At 35.9% G+C, this 15,629-nt stretch carries 13 protein-coding genes and 2 pseudogenes; 6 read left to right on the top strand and 9 right to left on the bottom strand.

Annotated elements, in window-relative coordinates; translation table 11 throughout:
- Positions 1–11 precede the first annotated feature (11 nt).
- The 3 genes from NBG71_RS03905 to NBG71_RS03895 all read right to left on the bottom strand — a co-directional run bounded on the left by NBG71_RS03905 (position 12) and on the right by NBG71_RS03895 (position 3,798).
- Entirely contained in the window at positions 12–890 is an 879-nt protein-coding gene (locus NBG71_RS03905; RefSeq protein ID WP_223672422.1) for a heme/hemin ABC transporter substrate-binding protein, read from the bottom strand.
- Positions 891–892: 2 nt separating this feature from the next.
- On the bottom strand, positions 893–3,031 hold the full coding sequence (locus tag NBG71_RS03900) for a TonB-dependent receptor plug domain-containing protein (protein WP_250916554.1): 2,139 nt from the start codon (positions 3,029–3,031) through the stop codon (positions 893–895).
- A 284-nt stretch (positions 3,032–3,315) separates the two neighbouring features.
- Positions 3,316–3,798, bottom strand: coding sequence for a MarR family winged helix-turn-helix transcriptional regulator (locus NBG71_RS03895; protein ID WP_250916553.1), 483 nt, complete (start codon positions 3,796–3,798; stop codon positions 3,316–3,318).
- A gap of 99 nt (positions 3,799–3,897) precedes the next feature.
- Here NBG71_RS03895 and NBG71_RS03890 point away from each other — a divergent pair, with 99 nt between their 5' ends.
- Together NBG71_RS03890 and NBG71_RS03885 are read left to right on the top strand one after the other, a co-directional pair.
- The gene (locus NBG71_RS03890; protein ID WP_196563724.1) at positions 3,898–4,773 is read left to right on the top strand and encodes an EamA family transporter; all 876 of its coding nucleotides are present in this window, start codon (positions 3,898–3,900) and stop codon (positions 4,771–4,773) included.
- Positions 4,774–4,842: 69 nt separating this feature from the next.
- Positions 4,843–5,298 carry a YaiI/YqxD family protein gene (locus NBG71_RS03885; RefSeq protein WP_075672841.1) on the top strand — a complete coding sequence of 152 codons (456 nt, stop codon included), beginning with the start codon at positions 4,843–4,845 and terminating at the stop codon, positions 5,296–5,298.
- A 102-nt stretch (positions 5,299–5,400) separates the two neighbouring features.
- Here NBG71_RS03885 and NBG71_RS03880 read toward each other — a convergent pair whose 3' ends face one another.
- Positions 5,401–6,639 carry a TerD family protein gene (locus tag NBG71_RS03880; protein ID WP_196563723.1) on the bottom strand — a complete coding sequence of 413 codons (1,239 nt, stop codon included), beginning with the start codon at positions 6,637–6,639 and terminating at the stop codon, positions 5,401–5,403.
- A gap of 173 nt (positions 6,640–6,812) precedes the next feature.
- Between NBG71_RS03880 and NBG71_RS03875 the strand changes: the two genes are divergently transcribed.
- Positions 6,813–8,213, top strand: coding sequence for an amidohydrolase (locus NBG71_RS03875; RefSeq protein ID WP_075672868.1), 1,401 nt, complete (start codon positions 6,813–6,815; stop codon positions 8,211–8,213).
- 361 nt (positions 8,214–8,574) lie between these two features.
- Positions 8,575–10,227, top strand: a complete 1,653-nt coding sequence (locus tag NBG71_RS03870; protein WP_250916552.1) for a DUF4139 domain-containing protein — start codon at positions 8,575–8,577, stop codon at positions 10,225–10,227.
- A gap of 247 nt (positions 10,228–10,474) precedes the next feature.
- Here NBG71_RS03870 and NBG71_RS03865 read toward each other — a convergent pair.
- Positions 10,475–10,588: pseudogene (locus NBG71_RS03865) on the bottom strand (helix-turn-helix domain-containing protein); the annotation flags it as partial.
- An 83-nt stretch (positions 10,589–10,671) separates the two neighbouring features.
- On the opposite strand from NBG71_RS03865, the gene NBG71_RS03860 reads away from it, so the two are divergent.
- Positions 10,672–11,415, top strand: a complete 744-nt coding sequence (locus tag NBG71_RS03860) for a DUF4184 family protein (protein ID WP_075672835.1) — start codon at positions 10,672–10,674, stop codon at positions 11,413–11,415.
- Positions 11,416–11,506: 91 nt separating this feature from the next.
- On the opposite strand, the gene mnmH is transcribed toward NBG71_RS03860, so the two are convergent.
- Both mnmH and NBG71_RS03850 read right to left on the bottom strand, forming a co-directional pair.
- The gene (mnmH, locus tag NBG71_RS03855) at positions 11,507–12,592 is read right to left on the bottom strand and encodes a tRNA 2-selenouridine(34) synthase MnmH (RefSeq protein WP_099660438.1); all 1,086 of its coding nucleotides are present in this window, start codon (positions 12,590–12,592) and stop codon (positions 11,507–11,509) included.
- Positions 12,593–13,078: 486 nt separating this feature from the next.
- Positions 13,079–14,166: pseudogene (locus tag NBG71_RS03850) on the bottom strand (linear amide C-N hydrolase).
- A 102-nt stretch (positions 14,167–14,268) separates the two neighbouring features.
- Here NBG71_RS03850 and NBG71_RS03845 point away from each other — a divergent pair.
- Positions 14,269–14,682 (top strand): DUF6122 family protein, encoded by a 414-nt coding sequence (locus NBG71_RS03845; protein WP_191902064.1) that lies wholly within the window; start codon positions 14,269–14,271, stop codon positions 14,680–14,682.
- A 27-nt stretch (positions 14,683–14,709) separates the two neighbouring features.
- Here NBG71_RS03845 and NBG71_RS03840 read toward each other — a convergent pair whose 3' ends face one another.
- Positions 14,710–15,141 (bottom strand): DMT family transporter, encoded by a 432-nt coding sequence (locus NBG71_RS03840; protein ID WP_250916551.1) that lies wholly within the window; start codon positions 15,139–15,141, stop codon positions 14,710–14,712.
- A gap of 3 nt (positions 15,142–15,144) precedes the next feature.
- Positions 15,145–15,600: a DMT family transporter gene (locus tag NBG71_RS03835; protein WP_191902063.1), complete on the bottom strand. Its 456-nt coding sequence runs from the start codon at positions 15,598–15,600 to the stop codon at positions 15,145–15,147.
- Positions 15,601–15,629: the final 29 nt, after the last annotated feature.

Raw genomic sequence — 15,629 nt, 5'->3', positions numbered from 1 at the left:
TTAAATCATTCCTACTTATTATCATTAACAGGATCAGCGGGATAAAACTGTTGATGCAATAACTCAACGGCATCCACAATACGAGGTCCCATTCCCAAAATAAGGGATTGATCAATTTCAATAATGCGCTGTTTTTTCCATGCTTGAGTCATTGAAACACCAGGTACAGAAGCAAGCCCTTCTGAGGCTCTTAATCCACCTGTTTGGTTTTTCTGACTTTGTGTTGTAATAACAATTAATTCTGGATTGGCAGCAATAATCGCCTCTGCACTATAAATACGATAGTTCTCGTGCGTGGCAATATTTTCTCCGCCGGCTAAATGAAGAATGGCATCAGCGACACTTGTTTTCCCTGCAACTTGAGGAATTCCACCTCCAGGTGAAAGAAAGAACATCACTTTTACTTTTTGCTTAATTTGATTATTTTTAGCGTGGATCACGGCTAAACGAGATTGAAGAGAATCAATTAATGCTTCTGCTTCCTTTTGTTTATCTAATGAAATCGCTAGAGTACGAATATTTTTAAGCATCAATTCAAATGTAGCGGGTGTTCTTGGTAAGGAAATCACCTTTACGTTATGCTGTGTCAGTTGGCGCAATACCATTTTAGGTTCAGCATCATCCCAAGTGACAAAAGTAGAAGGGCGTAAAGACAAAATACCTTCTGTACTTAGTTGTTTCCAATATCCGATATGAGGCAATGCTTGCGTTTGTTCAGGATAAGACGTCGTTTCATCAACACCAACAACCTTATTGCCAGCACCTATGGCATAAACTAATTCTGTAATAGAGCCACCGGCAATAACCCAACGCTCACTATTGTTGTTATCTTTTGCCATTAAGTTAAAAGGTAACAATAACAAGCTAAATGCGATCACTATTTTTTTCATAATTAAAATGCCCATGTCAGACCAACTGCAGCATTAATACCCGTAGCTGGGATAGATTCATGAGCTGTTTGATAACGCTTATTTAAAATATTATTTAAATCAAAGTTGATACGGTATTGATCGTTATTGCCAAATTCCGTACTCAGTGAAAGATTCACCGTTGTCCAACCGGCATAATGCTGTTTGTTTTCAGGGTTGCTATGATCTTTCGCTTTTGTTGCTGCTCTTAAATACAAATCTGACATTAAATTCATATTATTGAGCAATAATAAATGTTTAGCGCCAAAGCGAGTCGTTAATATAGGTTCGCCGGTATCCCATGTTTTCAATGTTGAACCAATAAATTGGCGGCGCATCACATTGGCAGAAACATAAGGCGTAATTGACCAACCTTGGTATTGGGCCATCACTTCCATCCCATAGGTTTTAGCGCGGTCGATATTGTCATAATAGAAATAATCTGCTCGTCCTGTTTTGCTATTTCCTTCGCAAATCGATTCGCCTGCACAGGCAAGAGATGTGATGTAATCTTTGGCTTCAGAATAATAAATCGCGCTATCGATATACCAATTATTCCCTTTATAACGCGCACCAAATTCCACATTATTAGAGTGTTCAGCGTCAAGATCTCGATTACCGTAAGTCACCGCACCGCCAGCAGTCGTGTTCATAAATTGCTGGACAAGCGTTGGGAAAACATAACCTTGTGCAAACGCAAGACGTAATTCTGTATCTTTGAATCCAGAATAACGTAAATTAGATGACACAATAAATGCGTTATCTCTTACAGGATCAGAGCCCAATGTCTTATAACTTGTTCCTATTTTATTATGATGAACAGTTTCATCACCATCTTGTAATTCTGATTTCAACCAATATTGTCTGGCGCCCATTGCCCATGACCAATCCTCTGTTATTTTCCAATCATTTTGGGTAAAAACAGACACATTAGTTTGCTGACTACGATTATGTAACAGAGATTTTTTTTCGTAATTTACGGCAGGTGGGAAGCCTGTTGTGCTATTTGAAGATGTTTGACCAACAGAGGTTTGTTTTACTTTATCTTGTTGATATTGAGCGCCTAAAATTAATTCATTATTTGCAGGTAATGTAAAGTTTGCCTGCATAGTCATGCCATAAGTATTCTGTGTATCTTCCGATTGGGTTCTGTTTTTAACCGTCAAATTACCAATCATTGGCTTACCTGTTGGTGTAATAACACCTACACGGTTTTCAAATTTTCGCTCTATACGCTGTGTGTAAGCATTAATATGAAGTTTTTTGAAATAATCAGCATCAACCTCATAGTCATAAAATAAACCCACTTTTTCACGCTCAAGTTTAGGCACTTTGACGCTAAACTCTTGATACTTTCCTTCATCTGCATAATAAGATTGTGTTGATAAATTATAACGATCGAGTGAAAGGCCAAACTTATGTTTATCCACTTTATAGCCTAACCATGCACCTTGACCGTTATTTCTAAAATGCGTATTAGGTAAACGCCCATCAGGCGAATATCTGTCACCATGATCGGCATAACTTCCATTAAGGCGATATTCAAAATCACCGATAGTACCTGAAATTAACGCAGACTCTCTCCATCCCATGGTGGCTGAGTCATAAACAACTTTAACATTTCCGCCAAAAGGCTTATCGCCGCCTTTTTGAGTAATTAAATTCACTACACCACCAATAGCTTGTGAGCCATAAAGCACAGAATAGGGGCCTTTAACCACTTCAATGCGCTCTAGTGCAGATTCATCAATTAAAATGCCAGCACCAAAGTTTTGACCACCTCGTTGATAGGTCACTTCTTGCCCATCAACTAACAAAAGCACGCGTGATGATGCTTCTCCACGAATGCGGACCTGTTTACGACCAGCGAGGCTGTTATCCGTGACTTCAACACCAGGGATATCACGTAATTGGTCTGCAATAGAAGAAGATGTTGATTGAGTTAATGTTTCTTTATCAATAACCTGAATGGTAGCGGGGCTATTCCATAGCGAAGAGGCATTACGTGTTGTAGTCACAACGAGAGTTTCTTCTTCAGGCGAAATAGTATTAGCAAGAGCATATTGAAAGAGTGAAAGTGTTAAAGCTGATAATACGAAGCAAGGCTTAAATCGAATACACATAATCGCGAACCTTAATGAGATCAATAATAATTATCATTCGCTTTATAATTTAAGATTAACTATTCATCAACCACAAAAAGGTAAATAGAATACATCTTTGATTTAAATCAACGTAAAGGTGTGATCCCATGCACATTAGGTGCTTAAATTGAAAGAAACGACATAAATAGAAGGGTTTTTAAACAAGTAGAGAAAAGAAGGCAAGTAAAGACACTCGGTTTATATGCTTACCTTTATTATCGAGAGAGTTAGATTAAATGGGAGAAAATAAAAAGGGATAAAAACTATTCTAATGTTTTAAGAAAAACTTTAAGCAATTGGTTTAATGCTTGTTGCTCTTGTTGCGATAAACCAGAGACTAAACGTTTTTGATTTTCAACATGTGCTTCTATTACTTGGTTGATTAACTCCAGGCCTTCCGGTGTTAGCGAAACTAAAAAACCACGCCCATCTTCCGGATTAACTTTACGAATAACCCAACCTGCTTTTTCTAATTGATCAATACGATTTGTCATCGTGCCTGATGTAACCATCAGTGTTAATAACATCTCACCAGGAGAAAGGGTATAAGGAGCTCCTGCACGTCGTAGTGTAGCAAGAACATCAAAACTTGACGTATTTAAGCCAAATTGAGAGAAAATTTTCTCCATTTCGCGCGAAAGGTGCAAAGTTATATTCCCCAATCGACCAATTAATCCCATCGGACTAACATCAAGATCAGGGCGCTCACGCTGCCATTGCTTAGTAATTTTATCTATTCTGTCCATGTATTCATAATGTCAATTATTTATCTTGACGTCAAGGTATTATCAATTTATCTTGACCTCAAGATAAATAAGTATAGTAACAACTAAACGAGTGATTTTATGAATAGATACACAACATTACTATTAACGGCATTAGCTCCCATTGTATGGGGGAGCACTTATATTGTAACAACGGAAATGTTACCCGCTAATGTTCCCATGACGTTAGCTGCATTACGAGCATTACCCGCAGGAATTTTATTATTAATTATCATGAGACAACTGCCACAAGGTATATGGTGGTTACGTGTGATTATTTTGGGGATTTTAAATTTTTCGCTGTTCTGGTGGTTATTATTTATTTCAGCCTACCGTTTACCCGGTGGTGTTGCGGCTACAGTGGGTGCAGTTCAGCCTTTAATTGTCTTATTTTTATCTCGTTGGTTATTACAAACACGTCTGTCGTGGTTGTCTATTTCAGCTGCGTTAGGCGGTATTTTTGGTGTAGCAATACTGATATTGACACCGAATGCAGCACTTGATCCTATCGGAATAATTGCAGGATTAGGCGGCGCATTTTCTATGGCCACAGGTACTGTATTAAGTCGTCGTTGGCAACCGCCAGTTACACCTTTAACTTTTACAGCTTGGCAATTAACCGCTGGTGGCGCTGTATTATTACCTTTTGCATTATTATTTGAACCCGCATTACCTTCATTAACAGGAATTAATTTTCTAGGCTTGGCTTATTTAACCTTAATAGGTGGAGCATTAACCTATATTTTCTGGTTTAGAGGACTTGCATTATTAGGACCAAGCTCTGTGGCTTCATTAGGCTTTTTAAGCCCACTAAGCGCGGTTATTTTAGGTTGGGCATTGTTAGGGCAACAATTAACGAGCTTACAAATTCTAGGCATGATCATGATATTACTCAGTATCTGGGCTAATCAACAGTCAGAAAAACGAGAAAGAGCAAAGCTTCAATCACTTAGTTAGGATTAATGTGTTATTTTAAACACCATAAATACAGACCATTTAATACCGAATAACCAAGAGAGTGTTGTTATGCCTATATGGGTTGATGCTGATGCATGTCCAAAAGTAATCAAAGAAGTGTTATATCGTGCAGCAGATAGAGAAAAAGTGATTATTACTTTTGTCGCTAATCAACGATTAATCGTACCCGCATCGCCTTTCTTACGTACATTACAAGTTTCTGCTGGGTTTGACGTTGCTGATAACGAAATTGTTCGCCGTACTAATAAAGATGACTTGGTTATTACTGCTGATATTCCATTAGCTGCCGAAGTTATAGAAAAGGGCGCAGTTGCTCTAAATCCAAGGGGCGAACGTTATACTGAAGCAACTATTCGGGAACGTCTAAATATACGTGATTTTATGGATACGATGAGAGCAAGCGGAATTCAAACGGGAGGTCCCGCAAGTTTAAGTCAACGTGACCGCCAACTTTTTGCGAATGAATTAGATAAATGGCTTTTGCAACAAAAAAAGCGTACTTAATTTAGTCAGTAATAAATGCTTTTAATAAAATAAACGGGCATAGATATTATTGCCCGTTTTTCTTTGAGATAAACTTTAGATTATTTCTTTTTTATAATGAGATCAGACATAACGCTTGGTGCCTAAAATACTGGGTTTCTTCCCTTTAAAAACATGAGGGCCGTCCATTGTTAATTTAAGCTCATTACCGTTGCGTGTTAACCAAGGCGTCGCTTCACTGCCTGCTCTTGATGTTACACCTGATGGTTTTAATGTAATGCTATCTTGGTCAATTTCAATAATACCAATCACATAGGTATAAATCATATTATTGAAAAAGCCTTTTTTATACTCACAAGAACATTCAACCACTTGATTGCCATATTCCATACGCATTGTTGGTTTTAATGAGGCAACAGAAACACAACCGTTACTAATCGCAGAGTAAACACTACACACCAACGCCACTTTACCACCCATTAATTGGGAAATAGCGGGGTTAATCTCAACGGTTTCGCAACCGGGTTGTTCTTGACTCACACTCACCACATCACCAGTGTGGAAAACAAAAGGATCAGAATTAAAAGCACCGCTTTTATCTGGCGCTTGAATAATCGACATTTGACCATTCGGGCGTAAAATTCCCACACGAAGATCTAAATCATCATTATCCTTCCCATCTCCATTATCTATCCATGTTGCACTGACTAAAATACGTTTAGGTGCATCATTACCTTTTAGCAATGAAACACGATGACTACTATCCGGTTTAGTCAGTTTCACTACACTTTTTTGTATATTTACAGGGGCTGGTGGTGATGTAACAACTGGAGTTGGCTCTTCAACTTCAACACCGTAAAGGTTACATAAACCTGAAAGTCCAGAAGCAAAACCTTGCCAAACAGAACGGACTTTATTCTGACCATTTCGAACATAAAGTTCTAAAACGATAATGCCTGTTTCTTGTGAAAATTGGCTTGGTGCTAACTCAATAATTTCATTATTTATCAGCACTTGTGCTTTTAATTGATTAACTACAGCAAAACCGCCAGCACTGCCATCTTGCGTTAATGTAATTGCTATTTTGGTAATATTTGCGGGTAAACGGGAAAAGTCAAAATCAATACTATGAATAACTGTTGAGCCTTGAGTTATCGGTGAAATAAACGAAGCGGCACCAGAAGCATGATGAGGAGCATTAAAGAAAACCATATCATCGTCATTAACGACTTTTCCTGAGCCTGATACTAAAAATGCAGTCAGATTAATATCAAGATTATCGCCTACTGCATGAGAGACTTTAACTTGTCCTTTATTTTCACTGAGTGATGTATTTTCACCCGGTTGCAACGTTTTACTCATTAAAACTGCTCCTTGATTGATAAGACCAACTGCAAGAAATTGAGATGAAAGAAGTGATAATAACTTCAATTAATTATTTATTCGGTGATCTCTTTCACTTTCATTAGATATCAAAAACCAATGAATTTATTTATAATCTTAGGGAAATTTTCCCATCAAGACGAGAGGTAATGATGTCATTTTCTAAATCTATGCTTGCTTTGGCTGTCATGGCGGTCTCTTTTTCCAGTTACGCAGCAAAACAGGCTGATTTGATGATAGTTGACGGTACTGTTCTAACTATGGATCAGCAAAATAAAGTTATTGAACAGGGTACTGTTGTCGTAAAAGAAAATAAAATTATTGCCGTTGGTGGCCCTGAGCTTTCTAAAGAATATCAAGCCAATAAAGTGTTAGATGTTGATGGTGATATTGTGATGCCGGGTTTAATTAACACCCATACACATGGTTCGATGACTGTATTTCGTTCATTAGCTGATGATGTACCAGACAGACTTCACCGTTATATTTTCCCACTCGAAAGCAAAATGGTTTCTCGCGAAATGGTCAGAGTGGGTGCTGAACTTGCAAATATCGAAATGGTAAAAGGTGGCGTAACAACTTACGTTGATATGTATTACTTCGAAGATGAAGTAGCTAAAACTGTTGATAAAATGGGTAATCGCGCAGTATTAGGAGAATCTGTTATTAATTTCCCTGTTGCAGATGCGAAAACACCAGAAGAGGGCATCCAATACGCAGTAAACTTTATCAAAGAATATAAAGATCACCCTCGTATTATCCCAGCATTTGCACCACATGCTCCTTACACTAACACCACAGAAAACCTTCAGAAAATTGCTAAATTATCAATAGAACTTGATGTTCCTGTTATGATTCATTTAGCTGAAACTGACCGTGAACAAGAAGAAATTGCTAAACGTACTGGCGGTAAAAGTCCAGTTCAATATATGGCAGATATCGGAGCGCTAAATAATAAAGTTATCGCAGCGCACGCAATTATGGTCGATGATAAAGATATTGATTTACTGAAAAAATATGATGTTGGTGTCGCTCATAATATCAGTGCAAATACTAAATCAGCAAAAGGTGTAGCGCCTGTCGTCGCGATGTTAGAAAAGGGTGTTCGTGTGGGCTTAGGGACTGATGGTCCAATGTCGAGTAACACGCTAACGACCATGAATGAGCTAAATCTTGTGGGTAAAATCCATAAATTAGAGAATAAAGATCGTGCTGCTATGCCACCATTAACTGTAGTAGAACTGGCAACAATGGGTTCGGCGAAAGTATTACATATGGAAGATAAGCTGGGATCTTTAGAATCAGGCAAACTTGCTGATATTATCGTTGTTGATACTAAATCTCCTAATATGGTGCCAATGTATAGTCCTTATGCCGCATTAGTTTATGGCGCAAATGGCAGTAATGTTCGCCACACCATTGTTGATGGAAAGATCTTAATGGAAGATCGCCAACTATTAACCGTTGATGAAAAAGCCATTATTAAAGAAGCACAAGATTTTTCAGATAAAGTACGTAAAACCGTTATCGACAGCGGTGAAGTTGTTAAATAAAAATAGATAAAAACATCTTTATCCTAGGCAGTTTGTTTTTAAACTGCCTTTTTTATTGTTATTGCTAGAGTACATTAATCTTTTCTGCTTATTTTTATCGAAACAAGACTATATAAAGTTAATAAAAGCTAAATATTGCACCATCATTAAGATAATCCTTATTATTTAAATAGTTATTTAATTTAAAACACTAACACACTGTTTTATCTATTTTTTCTCCTTCACAACTATTAGGTATTTAAGTTTATTCTGTTATCTAATTTATTAGAGATGCAATACTATCTAAATATACTTGTGCAACAGTGCATCTCTATTTTGCAGTTCTCACTAATACTGCTCATCAACTATGGATAGAATGAAAATGATGATTAAACCCAATAAATTAACGCTATCGCTTATTACATTATCTATTATTAGTGCAACTAGTACTTTTGCTAATGAAATCAATTCAGTAGTCCCTACTAAACCGCTTAATTATGATATAAAACTCAATCAAGCAACAATTTTTTTACGGGGTGCTGAGCTTGAAAATAACGTCACGCTCAACTTACCTGCGGGGCAGAGTGAAGTTGTTTTATCTAATGTTGCAAACAATATTGATCCTAGAAGTTTATCAATTAGCATTGATAATGAAGATGTGATTATTAATACCATTAACGTTAAAAAAATTCCTATTGCTCCTAGTTACCCTTCAGACATTGCAGTATTGATGGAAAAACAGAAAGACATTAATAAGCGAATTGAAGAATTAAACATCAATATTAATGTGGGTAATGAACAAATTACTTTATTAAAAGACCAATCATTTTTTGGTTATGGTGAAACTCAGTCATTAGAACACTCATCACAAAAATTTGATTTTATTAGCCAAAAAATGACATCTATTCTAAATCAGCAAAAAATGGCGCGTGAAGAAATCGCTGAATTAACAGAACAATTAGAAGAGCTAAGCCGACAATTAGAAATTGATATGCCAATTATTGCGCAAGAGAAAACACAAATTGTTTTATCTTTAGGCACATCAAAAAATCTAATCAGTAAAATGCGTATTTCTTATATAACACCAGATGCAGGATGGTCACCTGCTTATGATATTCGAAGCCAAGGAATGGATAAGCCAATATTACTCACCTACAAAGCGGATGTTATTCAAAATACAGGCTTAAATTGGGATAAAGTAAAACTGATTTTAACATCCACAAATCCATCTTTAAATATTACTGCACCAACTTTATCGCCATGGTATCTCGCTCTTTACAATGATAATGCTAAATTTAGAAGTAAAAATATGAGTATGGAGATGGCTTCTCCAGCTGCGCCATCTCCTGCGATGATAAGAGAAGAAAGCCATGAAAAACAATTAAATAAAGGAGTAACACGATATGTAACAACCAATAATAATGGTATCAATTTAAGCCATGCTATCGCACTACCTTACACCTTAAAAAATAGCACGGAACCTAATACATTAGTGATTAATCAAAAAGAAGTTGTTGTGAATTATCGCTATTTAACGACGCCTAAATTAGTTGAAGAAGTTTATTTACAAGCTGAAGTCAAAGATTGGGAAAACTTAAATTTACTTAATGGCCGTGCGAATATTTACTATATGAATAGCTTTATTGGTAATAGTTATATTAATACTAACGAATTAACAGAGTTACTTAATATTCCATTTGGAATAGATAAAAATATTCAAATTAGCCGTATTAACAATGAGAAGATAAGAAAAGAGCCCATCTTTATTGGTACAACGATTGAACAAAAAGAGAGTTATACTATTAAAGTAAGAAATACTTATAACTCTCCTGTAAAAGTTACTATTTACGATCAACTTCCACTTAGCCAGGAAAGCAATATCAATGTAGCAGATGCAGTTTATAAAGATGGTGTACTTGATAAAGATACTGGCGAAATTAAATGGGATATTATATTAGGTGCCAAAGAGGAAAAATCATTACCATTAAATTATACCCTTTCTTATCCTAAGAATAGACAAATTATGGGGTTATAATTTCTCTTATTTAAATTAAAAAATAGAAGAGGGTGCAATTGCACCTTTTTCTATTCACAGAAGAAACTAAATAAATAGCAGTAAAATTTTTAATGGCCATTTTTCTGCATAAATTGATTAACATTATTTTTGATCGTTTCTCTTAACCACAACACTTTAGAGTTATACGCATGGCGTTTATGCCACAGTAAAATATATGAAATATCAAGCTGTTCAGAAACACTATGTGGCAGTGGTAGAGGTAATTTCCTTGTTCAAGCCATGTATACCAAGTTAGCCCAACGCCAGAGAGTGCAGCAACTTCCTCACGACGTAATCCTGGTGTGCGACGACGCCCTGTACCAGGTAATCCCATGGTTTCAGATAAAGCTTAGCTAATCTACTGATATACTCATACTTATACTCATTTTTTGTTATTCATCTTCATATTATAGAGATATTCCTATGCCGTGGACTTTTTCACATCCTTCTATTGTTTTCCCCATAAAGCAGTCCCGAATAGGAAAAAACCTTAGTTTACCTGCATTAATTGTAGGAAGTACTTCACCTGATTTACTCTATTCTTTTGGCTTATATCAATCAGCAACAACGGCACATGATTTATTGGGCTGGTTTTATACTGCATTTCCTTTTTGTTTACTGGTTTTTATTCTAAATTATTTACTACGAAATCCATTAAAGTGCGTATCGCCGATCCCTTTATATGAGCCAATAAAACCCAATATTCGAGCATTAAGCTTATTTGTTTTATCTCTATATATTGGTGCAATAACTCATATTGTATGGGATTCTTTTACCCACGAAACAGGAACTGCTGTCAGATTATTTTCTGTACTACAAGCACAGTTATTACAAGGAATGACCGATAGCCAAGAGATTGCTATCTATAAATTATTACAACATTTAGGCTCTGTATTAGGGTTGCTTTATTTGTGTTGGAAATACATTCAATACCAGCGCAAACAAGATGCTCCAACACAAAAAGAAAATCGTATTAAGTTATATCGCTTAATTGGGATCGGTTTTCTGTCTGGATTATGTGCTTTGCCTTTAGCTTTACAATTCTCAAATAAAGGGCAGGGAATTAACATTAATCGGTTTATTTTCCTTGAGCTCTCTTTGGCAGTGCCTTTTTTCTTTGGTTTAATGATAATCTTAGGAGCTTGGTTATACCGAACTAAAGTTTGACCAAGTAAACTAAAAAAAGCCCCGTAACATAAATTTACGAGGCTCTTCTTTGGTATACTCTGTATTTAATACAGAAAATCTTAGCTATTTATTAGTTTTTAAACCACTGCATGACTTCTTCATAGCTTCCTTGGTAAATAATCTTATCTTCCTTTTTGCTTAATTGATAACGATACATCGGATCGTAATATTCTTTTAGTAAAGGGGTTAACCAAGAAAAATGTGCTTCTGTATTAGACTCTTTTTTCTGAATTTCTAGGGCATCATCTAGCAACTGCGTTAATTCCATTGCTCTTTGAGAGCCCAATCGGCGGCGGATAGCAAATAAACCATGATGTAAATAATCACTGTAAGCTTGCCAACCTTTTTCTTCGCCATACGCTTCCAGATAATCGTGCGTCATACGATCAAAATACTCTGCTTTCAAACGTTCTATGCGTCGCTCGAAGGGATCATCCACAACAACTATTGAAGCATCAACCATTTTTGCTCGCAAACATTCAGGCAATCCATTGGCTCCAATAGCACGACCTTCATCCTCAAGCACCCATCGTGTATATTTCGGTGATTTTTTCAACATTTCAACACCAAGATGGTTTTCAAATGTGGCCTGCGGAAATTGCTCTTCTACTGTACGACCAAAAGATGAACCTCGATGATGTGCAATACCTTCGAGATCAATACCTTCTGGTAATGAACGCACTAAAGTCGTTTTTCCATTACCGGTACATCCACCAATTAAGATAATAGGGCGTTGAACTAATTCATTGGTCATTTCAATAACAGTCTGTCTTAACGCCTTATATCCCCCTTCAATTAATGGATAATCTATACCACTTTCTTTAAGCCATTGCTGAACGATATGAGAACGCATTCCTCCACGAGCACAGCAAATATAACCATTTGGAAATTGCTCACAAGCATCACGCCAAGCTGCGATACGGTTCTCACGAGTTTCACCACTTACCAATTGATGCCCTAAATCAACCGCTTTTTGTGAGCCTTGTTGTTTATAACAAGTCCCCACAGCAGCACGTTCTTCATCATTCATTAAAGGTAAATTAATCGCATTAGGGATTGAGCCTTGATTAAATTCAATAGGTGCACGCACATCAATAATAGGTGTGTTATTAGCAAGAATATGTCGAATATTTTGAGCAAAAAAAGCTGATTCCATAATAAAAATTGTTGTATCTAGTCTGGCTGAAAGATTGACTACTATACTCTTAAAATCATGTAACGCCCATAATTACAGTCATATTTAAAAATGGAGTCCTTCTTTCAAGAAAAAAATTTAAGATAAGGTTGTAGATTGATAGATAAAAACATCTAACTTATTCATGATGTTTCGGTTACCTATTTTAGCTATGGTGCAGCACAAAAAAGGTGAATAGTAGAGACAACACAATTAACATGTACCGCCAGTGTAGAATTTTATCGCAACGGATTGGGAACAGTAACCGAAATTAATACCGCAAAGGTTGCATTATTAAATGCACAAATGTCTCAGATTGCAACCGTTGATTTAGCATTTACATTAGGTGAAATAGGTAGGGTGTTGCCTAATTAAGCACCACATTAGAAATATTTCTTTTCTATATTGTTATTTTAGTAGAGGTGGCGTTAATAATAAGTCGCCAGCCTCTAACGCAACGATGAAAGATTATTTATTCAAGTTAATCTGTTCAAAAGCAGGTTTATTCATATCTTTAAACTGTGAAAGAGAATATTCGGTATAGTTGATATCGTTATAGCCTCTTATTTTCATTGTACCATTCGTCAAATCAGATAACGTTGTCCAAACAGTGTATTCCGTTTGCAGTTGATTACTAGTGCTTTGACTTTCGCCCATGATATCAGCCGTGATATTTTTTGTTCTATCAAAGCGATTCATAATGTGCGCTAGGGTATTCATCGCTTCGGGTGTTGATTCGGCTGTTGGTGCGTAGGTTGAAAAATAAACCGCGCGGATAAAACGGCCGACAGATGTATCTGATGAAGGTAATTGAGATGTTGCAATGCCACTATCAGGCTGTACGACATTGATATTAGCCAATTTACCTGAAGATTTATCAATATTAGTTAATTGGCTATAATTATTGAGGTTAGTTAAATGCCAAGGAAAGTCTGGACCATTTGTCATTACACGGGTTGGATTTTGATAAACGTGTAATTTACCGTTTGTAGCTTCAACGACAATACTGCCACCTTTTTTATCATAAAAAGCATAGTGAAAAGGCGATTTTAGATTGCCAAAGTTTTTTAACACGGGAGCCAAAAATAACCTGACTCAACCGCTTCTTGTACTTCTTCAACTGTTGAAAAATTAGCTAAAGCCCATTCACCTATAGAAGTAACGGGAATGGCTTTATCATAATCCTTTTTATCAAGCGGTGATAATTCAGCTTCTGTTATCATATTGGCGCTAAATGACAAACCCGCACTATTTAAACCTTGTAATAGGTTATGATCATCACCATCAAAAAAGATATCTGTTGTAACGGCTAATATGTCATATTTATTGCTATAACTTAGGCTATTTTCACCATTAGGAGCTTTTTTTGTGAATTGTGTATTTTTAGGATAAAAAGTAACCCATGAAGGTAAATCTGCCGTCAGTTCAAGTGTTCTACCTTGGTAAACGTTATTATTTTTATCAAGTATAGCCAAACTAGAACAGGCTTCACTCGCTACTGAAACAGCGAGTAATGAGGATAATAAACCAACCAATATTTTATTGCGTTTCATTATGAATTCCTTAATTAAAAAACTCCTTTAAAGTTAGTTCAAATAAAGAATACGACAACTATTTGGTAATTAAATAACAAATATTTTTAGAACATTGGAGATCTTGTGATACTTGAAATTGTTAGAACATTTTTACACTATAGCTTGCATTTTCTGGCACCCATTTTATTAGGCTATCTTTTCTGGGGTAAGAATTGGAAGATAGCCTCACTTCTTATGATAGGGACAATGGCCATCGATATTGACCATTTGTTAGCAACACCTATATTTGATCCCAATCGCTGTAGCGTAGGCTTTCATCCATTACATACTGTTTGGGCTGCCTTGATTTACTTAGGTATATGGTTTTTACCCTCATGGAAATTAAAAGCCATTGCAGTAGGGTGTTTATTTCACTTATTTACCGACTCAGTTGACTGCTATTTAGGTGGATTAAAACCCGATCTAACAATAACGATGAGTTGTGATAAAAATTACTTTATGTCTACTTTCAATAATAATTTTATTGCACCCAAATAGTAGGGATTTTAATTATCCCTTTATTTTTTATTTAGATTGCTTAGTAAATTTTATTAACACACCACCAATAATCAGCAAAACACCTATTATTTGCAATAGTAGGTTATTACTTTCAATACCACTGAATATATCAATAACTAGACTTGAGATCATTTGTCCGCAAATGGCTAAAACAGACGTTAACATAACCCCCAATAACGGTAGAACATAACTATTAATGACCACGAAGAATGCACCAATAATACCACCAGCAAAGGCAATTAAAGGGATCGTAGATAGTTCAATAGCGTGGCAATCTTTCACCCATAGAACAAAGATAGTTAAAAATATAAAACCGACTAAGTGATTGATTAAAGAGCTATAAAAAGCATTGCTATTTTGTGCTAACTTACCATTCAGAGTACGACTTGTTACAATACAAACACCATTAAATAATGCAATTAAAATAAAAACACTCATTAGTTATCTACCTATAATTAATAATGTACTACCAGAAATAAGTAAAAAGCACATAAATAAATCACGTAGGGTGATTTTCCTTTTTTCAACCCCAAACCATCCCATTGCATCAACAATAACGCTAAAAAGAATTTGCCCTGTTATCATTAAAATAATACTACCGGAGAGCGATAATGGGCTATTTACTATAATTGCAGCTAATAACACCGTAAATGCCCCAGGGATCCCTCCCAAATACAATAGGATTTTTATTTTGTTATTGTTTTTCTTAGTTAGTTGATTCTTTCTTAAATATAAAATGTATATAATTAAAGAGAAAAGAGTCCCTATACCGTGTGTTATCCATGATGCGGTTAATGGCGTTGTAAAACTGGCTAAGTAACTATTACTCATAATCATTAATGAAAGTAAAACGCCAGAAAAGACTGCAACAAGAGAGAGAATATACTTGTTATTCATAATATTAAGTCTATATAAATCATTTTTTG

This window comes from Proteus sp. FZP2095, assembly GCF_023701425.1.
Classification (GTDB): Bacteria; Pseudomonadota; Gammaproteobacteria; order Enterobacterales; family Enterobacteriaceae; genus Proteus; species Proteus cibarius.
This window is presented reverse-complemented; position numbering and strand designations above follow the sequence as displayed.

Bases quoted from the DNA above. Each gene is read 5' to 3' on its own strand.
- NBG71_RS03880 (WP_196563723.1), bottom strand. From the start codon at position 6,639: ATGAGTAAAACGTTGCAACCGGGTGAAAATACATCACTCAGTGAAAAT.
- NBG71_RS03840 (WP_250916551.1), bottom strand. From the start codon at position 15,141: ATGAGTGTTTTTATTTTAATTGCATTATTTAATGGTGTTTGTATTGTA.
- NBG71_RS03835 (WP_191902063.1), bottom strand. From the start codon at position 15,600: ATGAATAACAAGTATATTCTCTCTCTTGTTGCAGTCTTTTCTGGCGTT.
- NBG71_RS03895 (WP_250916553.1), bottom strand. From the start codon at position 3,798: ATGGACAGAATAGATAAAATTACTAAGCAATGGCAGCGTGAGCGCCCT.
- NBG71_RS03890 (WP_196563724.1), top strand. From the start codon at position 3,898: ATGAATAGATACACAACATTACTATTAACGGCATTAGCTCCCATTGTA.
- mnmH (WP_099660438.1), bottom strand. From the start codon at position 12,592: ATGGAATCAGCTTTTTTTGCTCAAAATATTCGACATATTCTTGCTAAT.
- NBG71_RS03875 (WP_075672868.1), top strand. From the start codon at position 6,813: ATGTCATTTTCTAAATCTATGCTTGCTTTGGCTGTCATGGCGGTCTCT.
- NBG71_RS03885 (WP_075672841.1), top strand. From the start codon at position 4,843: ATGCCTATATGGGTTGATGCTGATGCATGTCCAAAAGTAATCAAAGAA.
- NBG71_RS03870 (WP_250916552.1), top strand. From the start codon at position 8,575: ATGATGATTAAACCCAATAAATTAACGCTATCGCTTATTACATTATCT.
- NBG71_RS03905 (WP_223672422.1), bottom strand. From the start codon at position 890: ATGAAAAAAATAGTGATCGCATTTAGCTTGTTATTGTTACCTTTTAAC.
- NBG71_RS03860 (WP_075672835.1), top strand. From the start codon at position 10,672: ATGCCGTGGACTTTTTCACATCCTTCTATTGTTTTCCCCATAAAGCAG.
- NBG71_RS03900 (WP_250916554.1), bottom strand. From the start codon at position 3,031: ATGTGTATTCGATTTAAGCCTTGCTTCGTATTATCAGCTTTAACACTT.